Genomic DNA, 15,897 nt, shown 5'->3' on the forward strand with positions numbered 1-15,897 from the left:
GAGGGGGAGACATGCGCATACTGCTGTACCGTGGAGACGGTGTGGTCGAGCCGTGGGTGCGCGAATTCGAGGGCGTCATGCCGCAGGTGGAGGCGGTGACGTGGAAGGAAGGCCAGGTCCTGCCGCCCTGCGACTACGCGGTGCTGTGGAACCCTGCCCTGGGCCTGCTCGAGCAGCTCGCACAAGTCAAGGCGATCTTCCTGATGGGCGCCGGCGTGGACGCCCTGCTCAAGTTCGGCGAAGCGCTGCCCGACGTGCCCCTGATCCGCCTGGGCGACGCCGGCATGGGCGTGCAGATGGCGGAGTACGTGACGCACGCGGTGCTGCGTTACTTCCGCCGCTTCGACGAATACGAGCAGCAGGCGCGCCACGGGGCCTGGAACCCGCTGCCGCAGATCCCGAAGGAGGAATTCGCGGTCGGCGTCATGGGCCTGGGCAAGCTGGGGCAGCCGGTGGTCGAGGCGATGCGCCATTTCGGCTTCCCGGTGCGCGGCTGGAGCCGCACGCCCAAGGACATCCCGGGCGTGGAGACCTATGCCGGCATGGAGGGGCTGGACCCCTTCCTGCGCGGCACCCGGGTGCTGGTCAGCATGCTGCCGCTGACCCCGGACACGGCCAACCTGCTGGACCGCCACAACCTGGGCAAGCTGCAGCCGGGCGCCTACCTCATCAACGTCTCGCGCGGCGCCATCATCGCCGAGCCCGATCTGATGACCCTGATCCGCTCCGGCCACATCGCCGGCGCCACGCTCGACGTGTTCCGCCACGAGCCGCTGCCGGCGCCGCACCCTTTCTGGAACGAGCCGCGCATTTCCATCACCCCGCACATTTCGGCGCTGACCATGCGCCACGACGCCGTGCGCCAGATCGCCGACAAGATCGCGGCGCTGGAGAGCGGCCAACCGGTCGACGACCTGGTCGACCGCAGCCTAGGATACTGACATGAACCAGCAAGCCGACCTGCCGAAAAAGGTCAAGATCGTCGAAGTGGGGCCGCGCGACGGCCTGCAGAACGAGAAGGAAGCCATGAGCGCCGAGGTCAAGGTGGAACTGGTCGAGCGCCTGGCGCGCGCCGGCTTCGCCAACGTCGAAGCGGCGGCCTTCGTCTCGCCCAAGTGGGTGCCGCAGATGGCCACCAGCGCCGAGGTGCTGGCGCGCATCGAGCGCCGCCCGGGCGTGATCTACTCGGCCCTGGTGCCGAACATGCAGGGCTTCGAGGCCGCGCTGGCCGGCAAGGCAGACGAAGTGGTGGTGTTCGGCGCCGCCTCGGAAGCCTTCTCGCAGAAGAACATCAACTGCTCGATCGCCGAGTCGATCAAGCGCTTCGAGCCGGTGGCCAAGGCCGCCAAGGAGCACGGCCTGCGCCTGCGCGGCTCGATCAGCACCGCCTTCGGCTGCCCCTACCAGGGCGAGGTGCCGCTGGACGCGGTGGCCGACGTGGTGGCGCGCATGCGCGACCTCGGCTGCGACGAGATCGACATCGCCGACACCATCGGCGTCTCGACCGCGCGCAAGACCCAGGCGGTGATGCTGCGCGCCGCCCGTGAATTCCCGATCGAGAAGCTGTCGGGCCACTTCCACGACACCTACGGCCAGGCCCTGGCCAACATCTACGCGGCCATGGAAGTGGGCGTGGCGATCTTCCACTCCTCGGTGGCGGGCCTGGGCGGCTGCCCCTTCGCCAAGGGCGCCACCGGCAACGTCGCGACCGAGGACGTGCTCTACCTGATGCAGGGGCTGGGGATCGAGACCGGCGTGGACCTGGACGCGGTGGTCGACACCGGCCTGTTCATCTCGGAGAAACTGGGCCGCAAGAGCGTCAGCCGCGCGGGCAACGCGATCGCGGCCAAGCGGGCGGCCTGAAGCGACACAGCCGGCGTTTCCGCTTTGCGGGGAACGCCGGCGGTGCGCGTTACGGAAAAAGAAAAGGCCGACAACTCTCGCTGTCGGCCTTTTCTCTTGAAACTTGGTCGGAGTACAAGGATTCGAACCTTGGACCCTCTGCTCCCAAAGCAGATGCGCTACCGGGCTGCGCTACACTCCGAAGAAACGCATCATAGCTGTTTTGGCGTGACCCGGTCAAGGATTCGCGGCAAAATAGCGCCACTTGTCGCGTTCTTCGACACAGATGAGCTGAGGGTATTGTGAGTTTGGCAGCAAGCGTCGCACAAGGTCCGGGTAACGGACGCCTACTTCTCGGCATCGCCGTGTCGCTTGCCGTGCACGCCTTGTTCGTGCTCGCCTATCGCGGCCTGGGGCCCGGCGCGCCGGTGTTCGACCCGCCGGCGCCGACCTCGATCGCGATCACCATCCGCCCGCCAGCTCCGCCTCCTCCACCGCCGGAACCGGAAAAAGAACCGCCAGCGCGCGTCCAGCCCAAGCGCGAACAGCCCGCCACCCCGACGCGCACGGCGCCGCCGCGCCGGGTCATCGCCGTGCCGCCCGCGCCGCAGCGCGAGACGCCCGCCGATCCCTTCGTCGTGCAGCAACCGGAATCGCCGCCCCCACCCGCCGACTCGCCGCCGAAGTTCGACATGGAGGCGGCCAAACGCATCGCGCGCGAAAACGCCAACTTGCGCGACCCTTTCAAGGAGGGCACGGCGCTGGCGCAATTCCCCGAAGCGCCCTTGCAGACCGAATCGAAGCTGGCGCGCGGCATCTCCGCAGCCAAGCGCAGGAACTGCAAGGATGGCCTGCCCGGCGGGCTGCTGGCCCCGCTTTACCTCATGATGGAGAAGAAGGACAGCGGCTGCAAATGGTGAGCCGCCCCGGCTTCAGGCGAAGGCGACCTCGCTCAGCCTGATCGACACCACCAGCGGTTCCGGGTCGTGGCTGCCGTCCGGCTTGCGCACGTAGATCATGTGCGTGGTCGGCAAGGTGATGCCCTGGACCGTGAGGTGGTCCGACAGGTAGTGGACCGCCGGCGCGCCGCCGCTGATGTCGACCTCGTAATCGTGGCGGCGCAGCAGGCCGTCTTCCGAAAAATAGAAAGTCTGCACCGGGCTGTGCGTGGCCAGGCGCTCGGGGAAGCGCACCTGCAGGCGGCGCAGGCTGCGGCCATCTTCCTGGTGCGGCGGGAGCTCGGCGATCTCCAGGTCGGGCACGGCCAGCGTGAAAGGCATGGTCAGGTAATTCCAGATCGCATAGCCGACGAAATAGGCGAGCTGGGTGTCGCTCCACGGCGTATCGAGCGCGTGCCCGGCGAAGCTGGCGCGCGGATCGCGTAGTTCCTCGATCGGCGCGCCCTCCGTGGTCTCGATGGCCGCGCGCTCGGGCGTCACGGCGCTGCGCCGGCCGGCGCCGCCGAAGGGGCTGTGCGAGGTCCAGGGGCGGTGCAGCTCGAGCTGGACATCGACTTCGTCGAGCATGCCGGGCTTGCCCTTCAGGTGCCACAGCACCCCGCCCTGCGAGAGGTGGGCGCGCATGGTGCTGAAGCCGTTCCAGCGGTGCAGGCCGCCGTGGGCCTCGAGGATGTGTTGCAGCAGCGCGTTCATGGGTTTTCCTTGGTGGCGGTGGGGATGGCGAGGAAGCTGGCGATATGGCCGGCGGCCGCCTCGGGATATTCAAGTTGCGGGCCGTGCCCGGTGCGCGGGAAGGTCACCAGGTGCAGGGTCGGCAGCTGGCCGTTCAGCGCGTACCAGTTCTCCACCGGGAAGGCGATGTCGTGGTCGGCGCCCAGGTGCAGCACCGGTATCGTGGTGTGCTTGAGCGCCTGCAGCACCGCGTCCGACGGGAACATCGGATTGCGCGGACCGTCGCCCAGTTGCTGTCTCGCCCATTCGTGGGGCACTGCCGGGCTGGGATCGCTGCGTTGGGCGATGCGCCCGGCCGAGCGCGCGGCGGCCTCGCGGCTGGCGGGCGAGGACGGCTCGAAGAACAGGCCGACGAAATCCTCGAAACCGTTGTCGCGCTTGGCCAAGGTGTAGAACAGCTGCTCGCCGCTGCGCGCCAGCGGGCCGGGCGGCGTGGTGGCGATCAGCACCGCGTGGCTCACCAGCTGCGGCGACTGGGCCAGCACGATCTGGGCCGCGATGCCGCCCACCGACCAGCCGCCGATCACCACCCGCTCCAGGCCCAGGGCCGCGATCAGGTCGATCGCGTCGCGCGCCAGCGAGGCCGGGTTGTAGGTCGGCTCGCCGCTGGACAGGCCCAGGCCGCTGTAGTCGAACACGATCACCTGCAGGCCGCGCGCGGCCAGGCTGTCGAGGAACAAGGGGTCCCAGCTGTCCATGGTGCCGCGAAAACGCACGCACAGCACGATCGGCCGGCCGCTGCCGATGCTGCGGTAGGCCAGTCGCCGTCCAGGCACCTCGGCATAGCGGGTGACGGCGCTCAGGCTGGGAGAGGAGTCGCTCATGATGGTCTCTTTCTTTCGGGTTAGGTTGAAGAGCGGCAGCGCCGGCGATCGCCCGCATCCGTGCGCAAAAGCGGCCGGATCGGTGGGTTCCGGCGATGCGGGCGGCGCAGCGCGCACGCCGCGAAGAACGCTTATCTTCACCGCTCCCGGCGGCAGCGCCGCGACATTTATAATCGGGTTTTGGGACACGGCAGGAGGGAAGGCAGATGCACCGGATCGGCTATTTTCTGACCGATGGCTTCCAGGTCATGGCGCTCGGCACGCAGTCCATTTTCGAGTTCGCCAACCTGGTCGCACGCGAGCAAGTGTACGAGGTCACCAACTACTCGCTCGCTGGCGGCGAGACGCGTTCATCGCAAGGGGTGGTGGTGAAGACCCGGGCCGTGGGCGACGGCACCGAGGCCGATTCCTGGCTGGTCAGCGGAGTGGTCAACCCGACCGCGCACGTGTCGGATCCGCGCGAGCTGGACTTCGTGCGGCGCGCCGGCGCCAGCGCGCGCCGCACCGTGGGGCTGTGCACCGGGGCCTTCGTGCTGGCCGAAGCCGGGCTGCTGGATGCGCGCCGCGCCACCACGCACTGGGCCTATATCGAGGCGCTCGGCCAGCGCTATCCGCGCACCCGCGTCGATGGCGACCGCCTGTATGTCGAGGACGGTCCGGTGTGGACCTCGGCCGGCCTGACGGCGGCCATGGACCTTTCGCTGGGCCTGGTCGAGCGCGACCTCGGTCCCGAGATCGCGACCCGTGTCGCGCAGGTGATGGTGATGGACGGGCGCCGCTCCGGCAAGCAATCGCAGCAATCCGAAATGCTCAGGCTCGCGCCAAGGTCTGACCGCATCCAGCTGGCGCTGGACTACGTGCGCAAGCATTTGTCGCATCCGCTGCGCGTGGAGGACCTGGCCCAGGCGGCCAACCTCAGCGCGCGCCAGTTCGGGCGCATCTTCCGCGCCGAGACCGGACAGTCGCCGGCCAAGGCGATCACCCGGCTGCGCATCGAGGCGGCGCGCAACCTGATCGAGCGCGGTCGCCATTCGCTGGAAGTGATCGCGCGCGAAACGGGCTTCCGCGACCGCAACCACCTGCGCGAAGTCTTCGTGCGCGAATGCGGGGCCGCGCCGCGCGTCCTGCGGCGCGATGCGCGCTCCGGCGACGCGCACTGAAGCCAGCCGGCGGCTTATTCGCCCTTGATCTGCAGGGCGCGCTCGTAGAGCGCGTTCTTCTTGCGCCCCGTGATCTGGGCCGCCAGGTTGGCGGCCTGCTTCACGCTGCATTCGCAGAGCAGGATCTGCAGGATGCGCTCGGCCTCCGCGTCCTGGGCGTCGGTTTCCAGCACCGCGCCTTCCACCAGCACCACGAACTCGCCGCGCTCGCGGTGCTGGTCGGCCGTCACCCAGGCTTTCGCGTCGGCCAGCGCGCAGCGGTGCACTTCCTCGAACATCTTGGACAGCTCGCGCGCGAACACCACCTGGCGGGTCGGCTCGAAGGCGCTCGCCAGCGCGTCGACGCATTCGACGATGCGGTGCGGCGCCTCGTACAGCACCAGGGTCGAGGTCTCGCGCGCCAACTCAGCCAGCGCGGCCTCGCGCTGCTTGGGCTTGGCCGGCAGGAAGCCGACGAAGTGGAAGCGGTCGTTCACCAGGCCGCTGGCCGAGAGAGCCGCGATGGCGGCGGAAGGCCCCGGCAGCGGCACCACGTTCAGGCCCGCCGTGCGCACCGCATCGACGATGCGGGCGCCGGGGTCGGACACCGCGGGCGTGCCGGCGTCGGACACCAGCGCCACCCGCTGGCCGGCGCGCAGGCGCTCGATAATCTTGTCGGCCACCTCGCGCTCGTTGTGCTGGTGGGCGGCCATGGTCTGCTTGCTGAGCCCGAAACGCTGCAGCAGCGCGCCGGTCTTGCGCGTGTCCTCGCAGGCCACCACGTCGGCCAGCGCCAGCAGGTGCAGGGCGCGCAGGGTGATATCGGTCACATTGCCAATCGGAGTAGCCACGACATACAGCGTTGCGGTAGGATAGGACTGCTGGGCCGCCTCGCCCATGACGGGAAGCCGGGCGATGTCGGTGGTCTGCTGTTCTGTCATAAAAAGAGGTTCCGATGCTGAAGAAGAATAAACTCAAGGGCCTGACTGCAGGGTTTGCGTCTACCCTTGTTCCCGCCTTTGCACTAGCGCTGCTGGCAGGCTGCGGCAGCACTCCCTTGCCGCCCGATACCGGTTGCGGCGTACCGGGCGGATTGTGCGCGCCCGCGACGCCGGTGACAAGTGCGCCGCCTCCCGAAGCCAGCTATACGCCGCCGCCGCCGGAAGACAGCGGCGTGCGCACCAACCCGGTCGAGTTGCCGCCCGGCGTGGGCGGCGCGCCGTCGGCGGCAGTGCCGGCAGGCGGCGGCACCCGCATCGCCCTGCTGCTCCCGCTGGAATCGCCCACCCTGTCCCAGCCCGCCGAAGCGGTGCGCGCCGGCTTCATGGCCGCGTACGAACGCGACCGCGCCGGCATCACCGTGAACCTGGTGCCCACCGGCGACTCGACCGAATCGGCGCTCGAAGCCTACACCCGCGCGGCCGCGCAGCACGACGTCGTGGTCGGTCCGCTGGCGCGCAACGCCGTAGCGGCCCTGGCCACCAGCGGCAGCGTCAGCAAGCCGACCGTGGCCCTGAACCATCCGCAAACCACTGCCCCGCTGCCGCGCCGCATGCTGGCCGTGGGCCTGGCGCTGGAAGACGAGGCGCGCCAGGTGGCCGACTGGGCCGCCGCCGAACAAGCGGTCGGCCGCGCCCTCGTGCTCAGCGGCCCCGCCGCCTGGCAACAGCGCCTGTCGGGCGCCTTCACGGCGCGCTGGTTGCAGCTGGGCCGCGCCCACACCGTGGTCGAACTGCCGATCGCCGACGGCTATGTCGACGGCAACGCCCTGGCAGAGCTGCGCGCCCGCCTGCAGGCCGATCCGCCGCAACTGGCCTTCGCCGCGCTCGACGCCACCCAGCTGCGCCAGGTCAGGAGCGCCCTCGGCACCTCGCTGCCGACCTACGGCACCGCCTCGGTCAATCCGGGCCGCGAGCCGGGCGTCACCGCGCCCGAGCTGGCCGGCGTGCGCATCCTCGACTTGCCCTGGACCGTGCAGCCCGAGCATCCGGCGGTCAGCGTCTATCCGCGCTGGACCGGCGCCAGCGACGGTTTCGACATGCAGCGTCTTTACGCGCTCGGCATCGACGCCTTCCGCATCGCCCGCGAACTCGGCCAGCGCCCCAACGGCGCCTTCGAGATCGACGGCGTCACCGGCCGCCTGAGCGTGGACATGAACAATCCGAATTCCAGCTTCCGCCGCGTCGAGACCGGCGTCGTGTACCGCGACGCCGGCGTCTTCGAGACGGCCGCCTTCGGCCGCTGACATGTGGCTCGGGCGCCTGTCTCCCCGGCAGGCCCAGGGCCACGACTGGGAGGGCGCCGCCCTCGCCTACCTCCAGCGCCGCAAGCTCGCCCTGGTCGAGCGCAACTTCCGCTGCAAGGCCGGCGAAATCGATCTCATCATGCGCGACGGCGCCACGCTCGTCTTCGTCGAGGTGCGCCAGCGTTCCTCGCCCGGCCAGGGCGGAGCCGCCGCCAGCCTCACCCCGGCCAAGATGCGCAGGCTGGCCCGCGCCGCCCGGTTCTACCTGTTGCGTTTACCCGTCACCCCGCCCTGCCGCGTCGATGTCGTCGCGATCGACGGCGAGCGGATCGAATGGTTGCCGAATGCATATGATTTAGTTCATTGAGTTGTAAGCAATTTTTAAAGCGCTTGCCCGCCCCGGCTTGCCACTGCACTATAATCGTCGGTTATGAATACTCAACGCATCCTTGCTCACTTCCAGGAGAGCGCCGATCTCAAGATGAAGTCGGCCGCGGCTCTGTCCCCCTTCATTTCGCAGGCGGTTGAACTGATGTTCAGCGCCCTGTCCAACGGCAACAAGATCCTGGCTTGCGGCAATGGCGGTTCGGCCGCCGACTGCCAGCACTTCGCTGCCGAACTCGTCGGGCGCTTCGAGCGCGAGCGTTTCCCGCTGCCGGCGATCGCACTGACCACCGACACCTCGATCATGACGGCGGTGGGCAACGACTACAGCTTCAAGGACATCTTCTCGAAGCAGGTGCAGGCCTTCGGCCAGGCTGGCGACATCCTGCTGGCGATTTCGACCTCGGGCAATTCGGCCAACGTGCTGGCGGCCGTCGAGGCGGCGCTGGAGCGCGAGATGCGCATCGTGGCCTTCACCGGCAAGGACGGCGGCGCCCTCGGCAAGCTGCTGACCGACGCCGACGTGCACATCAACGTCCCGCACAACCGCACTGCCCGCATCCAGGAAGTGCACCTGCTGGCCATTCACTGCATCTGCGACGGCATCGACGTCGCCCTGTTCGGAGGAGAAGAGAATGCGTAATTCGCGCCGGCCGCTGGCCGTGCTGTTGACGAAGGTGGTACTCGGTTCGGCGCTGCTGGCGTCGCTGCAAGGCTGCGTGGCCCTGGTGGCCGGCGGCGCGGCGAGCGGCGTGATGGCCTCGCTGGACCGCCGCACCCTGGGCATGCAGACCGAGGACAAGTCGATCACCCTCAAGGCCGAGCTCAAGATGCCGCAGATCACGGGCGAGAACGGCCACGTGAACGTCACCAGCTACAACCGCCGCGTGCTGCTGACCGGCGAAGTGCGCGACGAGGCGATGAAGCAGGCGGTCGAGCGCGAAGTGCGCGGGATCGCCAACGTGGTCTCGGTGATCAACGAGCTGGAGATCGCCGGCCCGTCGAGCTACACCTCGCGTTCCAACGACGCCCTGATCACCACCAAGGTCAAGGCCAGCCTGGTCGACATGAAGACCATCTCGGCCAACTCCTTCAAGGTCACGACCGAGCGCGGCGTGGTCTACCTGCAAGGCCTGGTGACCCAGCGCGAAGGCAACATCGCCGCCGACGTCGCCAAGGGCGTATCGGGCGTGAACCGCGTGGTGAAGGTGTTCGAGTACATCAGCGAAGAGGACGTGAAGGCGATGCAGGGCTCCAACGCCCAGGCCGCGCAATAAGTCTCCCAGCGCGAGAGAACACGGAAACGGCGGCAGGACTATAATGGTCCTGCCGTTTTTTTATCCATCACGACCATGACCGCTTCGACCTCTACCCGTTCCTGGATCAAGCCCGCCGCCATCGGCGCGGTGGTGCTGGCGCTGGCCGGCATCGGTTACGCCTCCTTCAGCAGCGCCACGCCGGCGCCGGACGTGACCTTCATCGGCATCGACGGCGAGAAGATCAGCACCCAGTCGCTGCGCGGCAAGGTGGTGATGGTGAACTTCTGGGCCACGTCCTGCGTCACCTGCGTCAAGGAGATGCCGGCGATGGTCGAGACCTACAACAAGTACAAGGGCAAGGGGCTGGAGTTCGTCGCGGTGGCGATGCAGTACGACCCGCCCAACTACGTGCTGAACTTCACCGAGACGCGCAAGCTGCCGTTCAAGGTGGCGATCGACTCGGCCGGCGACATCGCGAAGCAGTTCGGCGACGTCACCCTGACGCCGACCACCTTCGTGATCGACAAGGACGGCAAGATCATCAAGCGCTACGTGGGGGAACCGGAGTTCCCCAAGCTGCACGCGCTGATCGAGAAAGAGCTGGCCGGCTGAGGCCTTTCCCTTACTGCTTCGGGTAGAGCACCATCTGGGTGCAGCGGAACAGGGCGATGGTCTTGCCGCTGGCCGCGTCCAGCACGGTCGCGTCCCAGACCTGGGTCGTGCGGCCCAGGTGCACGGCGGTGGCCACGCAGCTGATCAGGCCTTCACGCGCGGTGCCCAGGTGGTTCGACTTCAGTTCGATGGTGGTGAAGCTGTGCGCGCCTTCCGGCAGGTTGCTGATGCAGCCATAGCCGGCGCAGGTGTCGGCCAGGGTGACCACGCTGCCGGCGTGCAGGTAGCCGTTGGGGGCCAGGAGGTGGGGCTCGACTTTCATCTCGGCGGCGACCTTGCCGGGGCTGACCTCGAGGATGCGGATGCCCAGGTGGCCGGGGAGGAAGGTGGAGCCGAACTGGTTGAAGGATTCTGGGGTGTGCTTGGTGGTCACGGTGTGCGTTGATCGGGTTGCAAAAACGGGATCGTACACGGAAGCGGGTGTTTACGCTGGAGGGTGTACTCGAAAGCTGGTGGCTGGGCGTGCAAACTTGGGTTCCCGCCTGCGCGGGAACGACGTGCGAGCGCAGCATGTCAGAAACCAGGAGATCGACCTTCCACTCGACCCCAACAACGTCGTTCCCGCGCAGGCGGGAACCCAAGTTCGTCGAGCAGCCGCCCCCGCTTACCGCACCCGCCCCCGCTTCCCGCCCTGCCCCCCATGCCGTTTGCGCGCCGCCGCGTTCTGCTGCTGCAGCAGCGAGTCCACCCGCTCCGAGGCCTCGCGCGCCAGCTCCTGCGCCTCGGCGATGCTCGGAAAATACTCTGGCTCCCGGTAACCCAGCCAGGCATAGGCCGAATACATGCGGCAGGTATCCTCGACCTCCTGCAGGTTCATGTAGAACAGCCCTTGCGGATGCGGCGACAGCCTGCACACCTTCTTCTTGGCCAGCGACAGCGCCCAGTGCTCCCACGCGCTTTGCAGGATCGGCACCTTGCTCGAAATCGGCACCAGCGACAGCATGAACTTTTCCGCCACCGTCAGCGGCAGGGTGTCCAGCCACTCGGCGCGCTCGTTCTGCTCCTCGGTGATGCGCGGGTAGAAGAAGCCGTCCGGCACGTCGATGTTGTGCACGAAGCGCTTGAGCAGCTTGACCAGCGAGGTCTCGCCCGTCACCGAGGAAATGCGGTGCAGCTGCTCCAGCGAGGGCGCGACCGCGAAGCCGGTGGCCGGCACCGGCGGGATTTTTTCTTTCATCAGCGAACGCATCACCGCGTGGGTGTCGTCGTCGTAACCCGCGACGAAACCTTCCTCGTGCACGCCGTAGCGCCCCGCCCTGCCCGCGATCTGCTTGGCCAGCGCGGCCGATATCTCCTCTTCCTCGTAGCCGTTGTACTTGACCGCGGTGGTCATCACGATGCGCGCGATCGGCATGTTCAGGCCCATCGCCAGGGCGTCGGTGCCGACCACGATGTCGGCCTGGCCTTCGCGGAAGCGCTCGGCCTGGGCCCTTCTCACTTCCGGCGACAGGTTGCCGTAGACGGTGGCCACCGACAGGCCCTTCTCGGTGATCATGTCGCGCCACATCAGCACGTCGCGCCGCGAGAAGGCGATCACGGCGTCGCCGCGGCGCAGGTTGGAGAGTTTGCGCACCGGCGAAGGCTCCATGGCCAGCGGCGCCATGCGCTTGAGGACATGCACTTCGAGCGGCACCTCGAGGCGCTCGGCCAAGGCCTCGATCGCACGCCGCGCCTCGGGCGCGCCTACCAGGTAGACGGTCGCCGCCGGCGCGCCGCAGACGGCCGTGGTCCAGGCGGCGCCGCGGTCGCGGTCGGCCAGCATCTGGATCTCGTCGATCACGGCCACCTCGACCTGGCGCTTGGTGTCGAGCATCTCGACCGTGCTGGCCACGTGGGTCGCGCCCTCGACCAGGCGGCGCTCCTCGCCGGTGATCAGGTTGACCTTGATCTCCTGGCCATGCGGACGCGCGGCCTGCAGGCGCTCGTAGTTCTCCAGCGCCAGCAGGCGCAGGGGCGCGAGATAGACGCCGCTGGAAGCCTTGGCCAGGGCCTCCATCGCGCGGTGGGTCTTGCCCGAGTTGGTGGGGCCGAGCAGGGCGATGAACTTGCGCGGCATGCGGCTGGCCACCTCGAAGGACTGCGGGTACTCGGCCAGGTTGATGCTTTCCTTGGTGCGCGCGGCGTGGCGCTCTTCCTGCTCGCGCTCGACCGCGTGGGTCAGGCGCTGCGAGATGCGCTGGAACACGAATTCGGCCGGCTCCGAGGTCTCCAGTTCGTCCAGCACCTCGAGGAAGAGCATGGGGCTCCATCCGAAGTCGTCGGCCTCCTCGGCGATGTCGCGCACGAATTCCTCGGTCTCGCTGTGCAGGCGGGCCAGGTCGGCCTCGGTGGTGCGCTCCTCGATCAGTTCACGGCGCGCCAGCAGGTCCATCTTGCGCCACTTGCTCGGCTTGGCCAGCACGCCGCGCGCGGGCACCAGGCGGTAGGGCACGCGCAGGCCCTCGTAGCGCACCTCGCCCGAGAAACGCAGGAAGACCCGGCCCTCCATCTTGACCAGTTCGATGCCGCGCCTGTCGAGCTCCAGTTCGCGCTCGAGGAAGGCGTCGTCGTCTTCGGTATTGTCGGCAGGGGGGAAATCTCGGTGGTTGCTCATGGTCGTTTGAACGATGTCTTCTTGCCAGCACTATAGCGGGAATGCGCGGGCCGCATTGTACGATGCGGGAAGGCATCAACCCGAGTGTCGTGGGCCGCGCCCGATCAGGACAGGGACGCAGGGCCGGGCCGGCGCATCCGAAGCGCCGTTCCAGGCGTAGCTATCCGGCTATCAGCCGATAGCGCTCTTGGAAAGGAAGGCAATGAACAACCCTGAACAGGCGAGCCACGCCGCCGATGCGCCGCGTACGTCCGCGTACCGGTTTGCATCCATCGGCGGCAGGCGGCTGGCCTACCTGGATGTGGGCGAAGGATTTCCCGTGGTGCTGGGCCACAGCTACCTGTGGGATGCGCAGATGTGGCGGCCCCAGATCGAGGCACTGTCCCGGCATTTCCGCGTCATCGTGCCCGAGCTGTGGGGACATGGGCGCTCGGAGGCGCCGCCGCCCGGCACCACCGACCTGGAACACCTGGCCGCCCACCATCTGGCGCTGCTGGACATTCTGGACATCGAGGAGTGCCACCTGGTCGGTCTCTCGGCCGGCGGCATGTGGGGAGAAGCGCTCGCCCAGCGCGCGCCGCAGCGGGTACGCAAGCTGGTGCTGATGGACACCTTCGTTGGTGCGGAGCCGGCGCCCTCGCAGATCCGCTATTTCGGCATGCTCGACATGATCGAACGCGAGGGGGTGATTCCGCCGCAGGTGTTGGACGCGGTGGTGCCGCTGTTCTTCCACCCGGCGGCCGACCTGGACTCGCCGCTCGTGACGGCGTTCCGCGCGTCCCTGCAGGCCTTCTCGCCGCAGCAGCTGGTGGAAGGCATCGTGCCGATGGGACGGATCATCTTCGGTCGCGAGGACCAGCTGGCGCGCCTGGGCCGGCTGGACGAGGAACGTACCTTGGTGACGGTCGGCGAGGGCGACATCCCGCGCCCGCTCGAGGAAGCCAGGGCGATGGCGGAAATCATCCGCTGCCCGTTCAAGTCGGTGCCCAAGGCAGGCCACATCGCCAGCCTCGAGAATCCGGCCGTGGTGAACCGGATTCTGCTCGACTTCCTGCTCGACTGACTTCCGGACGGCCGGGGAGGCCGTCCGTACAACGCGCAGCGCTCAGGCGCTGGCCGCGACGCCCGCTTCGTGGGCCTGCTGGTCGGCGTGGTAGGACGAACGCACCATCGCGCCCACGGCCGCGTGCACGAAGCCCATCTCGTAAGCCTTCTCCTCGAACATCTTGAAGGTGTCCGGGTGCACGTAGCGGCGCACCGGCAGGTGCGAGTTCGACGGCGCCAGGTACTGACCGATGGTCAGCATGTCGATGTCGTGCTCGCGCATGTCGCGCATGACTTCCAGGATCTCTTCGTCGGTCTCGCCCAGGCCCACCATGAGGCCCGACTTGGTGACCGCGCTCGGATAGCGCTTCTTGAAATCGCGCAGCAGCACCAGCGAATGCTTGTAGTCGGCGCCCGGGCGCGCTTCCTTGTACAGGCGCGGCACGGTTTCGAGGTTGTGGTTCATCACGTCCGGCAGGCCGTTCGCGAAGATGTCCAGCGCCTTGTCCAGGCGGCCGCGGAAGTCCGGCACCAGGACTTCGATCTTGGTGTTCGGGCTCAGTTCGCGGGTCTTGGTGATGCACTCGACGAAGTGGGCGGCGCCGCCGTCACGCAGGTCGTCGCGGTCGACCGAGGTGATCACGACGTAGGACAGGCGCAGGTCGGCGATGGTCTTGGCCAGGTTGCCCGGCTCGTTGACGTCCAGCGGATCCGGACGGCCGTGGCCGACGTCGCAGAACGGGCAGCGGCGGGTGCACTTGTCGCCCATGATCATGAAGGTCGCGGTGCCCTTGCCGAAGCATTCGCCGATGTTCGGGCAGCTGGCTTCCTCGCACACCGTCACCAGGTTGTTGGCGCGCAGGATGTCCTTGATCTCGTAGAAGCGCGACGAGGCGGTCGCCGCCTTCACGCGGATCCAGTCCGGCTTCTTCAGGCGTTCGGCGTCGCCGATCGGCACGATCTTGATCGGAATGCGCGACGTCTTGCTGGCGCCTTTCTGCTTTTCGCTGGCGTTGTAGGCGGATGCGGAGGCGATGCCGTTGTCGATTTCGGAAGTCATGTGGCTCAGTGCCCGCAAGGGGCGTCAGTTGGGGTTGTTCGTTGCCAGGGCGGCATCCTGGACATCGGAGACGTCGCTGGCGAGCTGGCGCACCAGTTCGCGCGCCAGCGCCTGCTGGACGTCCGCCAGCGGCGGCTCCACGTCCATCGTGCGCATGTCGACCGTGGCCAGCCCGGAATAGCCGCAGGGGTTGATCCAGGTGAACGGGGCCAGGTCCATCGCCACGTTCAGCGACACGCCGTGGTAGGTGCAGCCGTTGCCGCGCACCTTGAGGCCGAGGGCGGCGATCTTGGCGCCCTTGCGCGGACCGTCGGCGATATAGATGCCGGGCGCGCCGGCGACGCGCTCGCCCGCAAGATTATACGCCGCCAGCACGTCGATCACCGCTTGTTCGATTTTTGCAACAAACTGGCGCGCGTAGAGCTTGCCGCCCGGCTTGTTGCGGCGCAGGTCCATCAGCAGGTAGATCACGACCTGGCCGGGCCCGTGGTACGTCACCTCACCGCCGCGGTCGGTCTGGATCACCGGGACGTCGTGCGGCGCCAGCACGTGGGCGCGGTCGGCGCCCAGCCCGAGGGTGAACACGGGCGGGTGCTCGACGATCCACAATTCGTCCCGGGTCTCGGGCGTGCGCGCATCCGTGAAGGCGCGCATGGCGGCGAACACGGGTTCGTAGTCGGCGCGGCCGAGTTCGCGGATGATCGGCGTGGCGGGACGGGTCGATGACATGAAGGTATCAAGCGGGAATATGGGCAGCCCCGCCATTATAAGCCAGCGCGATCCCTCGCGCCGGCGGGGCCCCGCTCGCGCTTACAGCACCATCTTGACCATCTCGTGGGTCGAGAGGGCGCGGTAGACGTCGTCCAGCATCTCGCGGCTGGTGGCGCGCACGATCACGGTCAGGCCGGTGTAGTTGCCCTTGGCCGAAGGACGGCTCTGCATCTTGCCTTCATGGAAAGTTGGATCGAAGCGGGTGACGACCTCGAGGATCGTGGCCGCGAAATCGGCGTGCGTCGCGCCCATCACCTTGATCGGGAAGTCGCTCGGGTATTCGATGAGGGATTCTTTCGGGTCCATGGTCCTAGTCCTGTCTTTGTAAAGGCGCATTGTAGCCAAACCCGCAGATGGGGTCGGCCGGCCGGAA

At 67.8% G+C, this 15,897-nt stretch carries 18 protein-coding genes and 1 tRNA gene; 10 read left to right on the forward strand and 9 right to left on the reverse strand.

The window, feature by feature from the left end:
- The first annotated feature begins 11 nt into the window (after window positions 1-11).
- Together B0920_RS23390 and B0920_RS23395 are read left to right on the forward strand one after the other, a co-directional pair.
- A complete protein-coding gene (locus tag B0920_RS23390; protein WP_078035100.1) occupies window positions 12-941 on the forward strand; it encodes a glyoxylate/hydroxypyruvate reductase A in 930 nt (309 codons plus the stop codon).
- A gap of 1 nt (window position 942) precedes the next feature.
- On the forward strand, window positions 943-1,863 hold the full coding sequence (locus tag B0920_RS23395) for a hydroxymethylglutaryl-CoA lyase (RefSeq protein WP_078035101.1): 921 nt from the start codon (window positions 943-945) through the stop codon (window positions 1,861-1,863).
- A 104-nt stretch (window positions 1,864-1,967) separates the two neighbouring features.
- Here B0920_RS23395 and B0920_RS23400 read toward each other — a convergent pair.
- Window positions 1,968-2,044: transfer RNA gene (locus tag B0920_RS23400), tRNA-Pro, on the reverse strand.
- 163 nt (window positions 2,045-2,207) lie between these two features.
- On the opposite strand from B0920_RS23400, the gene B0920_RS23405 reads away from it, so the two are divergent.
- Complete coding sequence (locus B0920_RS23405; RefSeq protein WP_078035102.1) at window positions 2,208-2,762, forward strand: hypothetical protein; 555 nt, start codon at window positions 2,208-2,210, stop codon at window positions 2,760-2,762.
- Between the two features lie 12 nt (window positions 2,763-2,774).
- Here B0920_RS23405 and B0920_RS23410 read toward each other — a convergent pair whose 3' ends face one another.
- Both B0920_RS23410 and B0920_RS23415 read right to left on the reverse strand, forming a co-directional pair.
- Window positions 2,775-3,494 (reverse strand): hypothetical protein, encoded by a 720-nt coding sequence (locus B0920_RS23410; protein WP_078035103.1) that lies wholly within the window; start codon window positions 3,492-3,494, stop codon window positions 2,775-2,777.
- Window positions 3,491-4,357: an alpha/beta fold hydrolase gene (locus B0920_RS23415; protein ID WP_078035104.1), complete on the reverse strand. Its 867-nt coding sequence runs from the start codon at window positions 4,355-4,357 to the stop codon at window positions 3,491-3,493. The genes B0920_RS23410 and B0920_RS23415 overlap by 4 nt, the downstream gene beginning before the upstream one ends.
- A gap of 206 nt (window positions 4,358-4,563) precedes the next feature.
- Here B0920_RS23415 and B0920_RS23420 point away from each other — a divergent pair, with 206 nt between their 5' ends.
- The gene (locus tag B0920_RS23420; RefSeq protein ID WP_078035105.1) at window positions 4,564-5,517 is read left to right on the forward strand and encodes a GlxA family transcriptional regulator; all 954 of its coding nucleotides are present in this window, start codon (window positions 4,564-4,566) and stop codon (window positions 5,515-5,517) included.
- 14 nt (window positions 5,518-5,531) lie between these two features.
- On the opposite strand, the gene rsmI is transcribed toward B0920_RS23420, so the two are convergent.
- Window positions 5,532-6,437: a 16S rRNA (cytidine(1402)-2'-O)-methyltransferase gene (rsmI, locus tag B0920_RS23425; protein WP_078035106.1), complete on the reverse strand. Its 906-nt coding sequence runs from the start codon at window positions 6,435-6,437 to the stop codon at window positions 5,532-5,534.
- A 14-nt stretch (window positions 6,438-6,451) separates the two neighbouring features.
- Between rsmI and B0920_RS23430 the strand changes: the two genes are divergently transcribed.
- The 5 genes from B0920_RS23430 (at window position 6,452) to B0920_RS23450 (ending at window position 9,996) form a co-directional block, all read left to right on the forward strand.
- Window positions 6,452-7,741, forward strand: a complete 1,290-nt coding sequence (locus B0920_RS23430; RefSeq protein ID WP_078035107.1) for a penicillin-binding protein activator — start codon at window positions 6,452-6,454, stop codon at window positions 7,739-7,741.
- 1 nt (window position 7,742) lies between these two features.
- Window positions 7,743-8,108 (forward strand): YraN family protein, encoded by a 366-nt coding sequence (locus B0920_RS23435; RefSeq protein WP_078035108.1) that lies wholly within the window; start codon window positions 7,743-7,745, stop codon window positions 8,106-8,108.
- 63 nt (window positions 8,109-8,171) lie between these two features.
- On the forward strand, window positions 8,172-8,768 hold the full coding sequence (locus B0920_RS23440; protein WP_078035109.1) for a phosphoheptose isomerase: 597 nt from the start codon (window positions 8,172-8,174) through the stop codon (window positions 8,766-8,768).
- The gene (locus B0920_RS23445) at window positions 8,761-9,402 is read left to right on the forward strand and encodes a BON domain-containing protein (RefSeq protein WP_078035110.1); all 642 of its coding nucleotides are present in this window, start codon (window positions 8,761-8,763) and stop codon (window positions 9,400-9,402) included. Before B0920_RS23440 ends, B0920_RS23445 begins: the two co-directional genes overlap by 8 nt.
- A gap of 75 nt (window positions 9,403-9,477) precedes the next feature.
- On the forward strand, window positions 9,478-9,996 hold the full coding sequence (locus B0920_RS23450) for a TlpA disulfide reductase family protein (protein ID WP_078035111.1): 519 nt from the start codon (window positions 9,478-9,480) through the stop codon (window positions 9,994-9,996).
- Window positions 9,997-10,006: 10 nt separating this feature from the next.
- Here B0920_RS23450 and B0920_RS23455 read toward each other — a convergent pair whose 3' ends face one another.
- Entirely contained in the window at window positions 10,007-10,429 is a 423-nt protein-coding gene (locus B0920_RS23455) for a PaaI family thioesterase (RefSeq protein WP_143745892.1), read from the reverse strand.
- Window positions 10,430-10,660: 231 nt separating this feature from the next.
- Window positions 10,661-12,649 (reverse strand): helicase-related protein, encoded by a 1,989-nt coding sequence (locus B0920_RS23460; RefSeq protein ID WP_078035113.1) that lies wholly within the window; start codon window positions 12,647-12,649, stop codon window positions 10,661-10,663.
- Between the two features lie 187 nt (window positions 12,650-12,836).
- Here B0920_RS23460 and B0920_RS23465 point away from each other — a divergent pair, with 187 nt between their 5' ends.
- Window positions 12,837-13,712, forward strand: coding sequence for an alpha/beta fold hydrolase (locus B0920_RS23465; protein WP_229455920.1), 876 nt, complete (start codon window positions 12,837-12,839; stop codon window positions 13,710-13,712).
- 42 nt (window positions 13,713-13,754) lie between these two features.
- Here B0920_RS23465 and lipA read toward each other — a convergent pair whose 3' ends face one another.
- From lipA to B0920_RS23480, 3 genes are all read right to left on the reverse strand, one after another.
- Window positions 13,755-14,753 (reverse strand): lipoyl synthase, encoded by a 999-nt coding sequence (gene lipA / locus B0920_RS23470; RefSeq protein WP_078035115.1) that lies wholly within the window; start codon window positions 14,751-14,753, stop codon window positions 13,755-13,757.
- A gap of 24 nt (window positions 14,754-14,777) precedes the next feature.
- Window positions 14,778-15,482, reverse strand: coding sequence for a lipoyl(octanoyl) transferase LipB (gene lipB / locus B0920_RS23475; RefSeq protein WP_078035116.1), 705 nt, complete (start codon window positions 15,480-15,482; stop codon window positions 14,778-14,780).
- Between the two features lie 81 nt (window positions 15,483-15,563).
- Window positions 15,564-15,830: a DUF493 family protein gene (locus B0920_RS23480; RefSeq protein ID WP_179119273.1), complete on the reverse strand. Its 267-nt coding sequence runs from the start codon at window positions 15,828-15,830 to the stop codon at window positions 15,564-15,566.
- Window positions 15,831-15,897: the final 67 nt, after the last annotated feature.

Origin of the sequence: Massilia sp. KIM, from assembly GCF_002007115.1 — a bacterium.
Classification (GTDB): Bacteria; Pseudomonadota; Gammaproteobacteria; order Burkholderiales; family Burkholderiaceae_D; genus Telluria.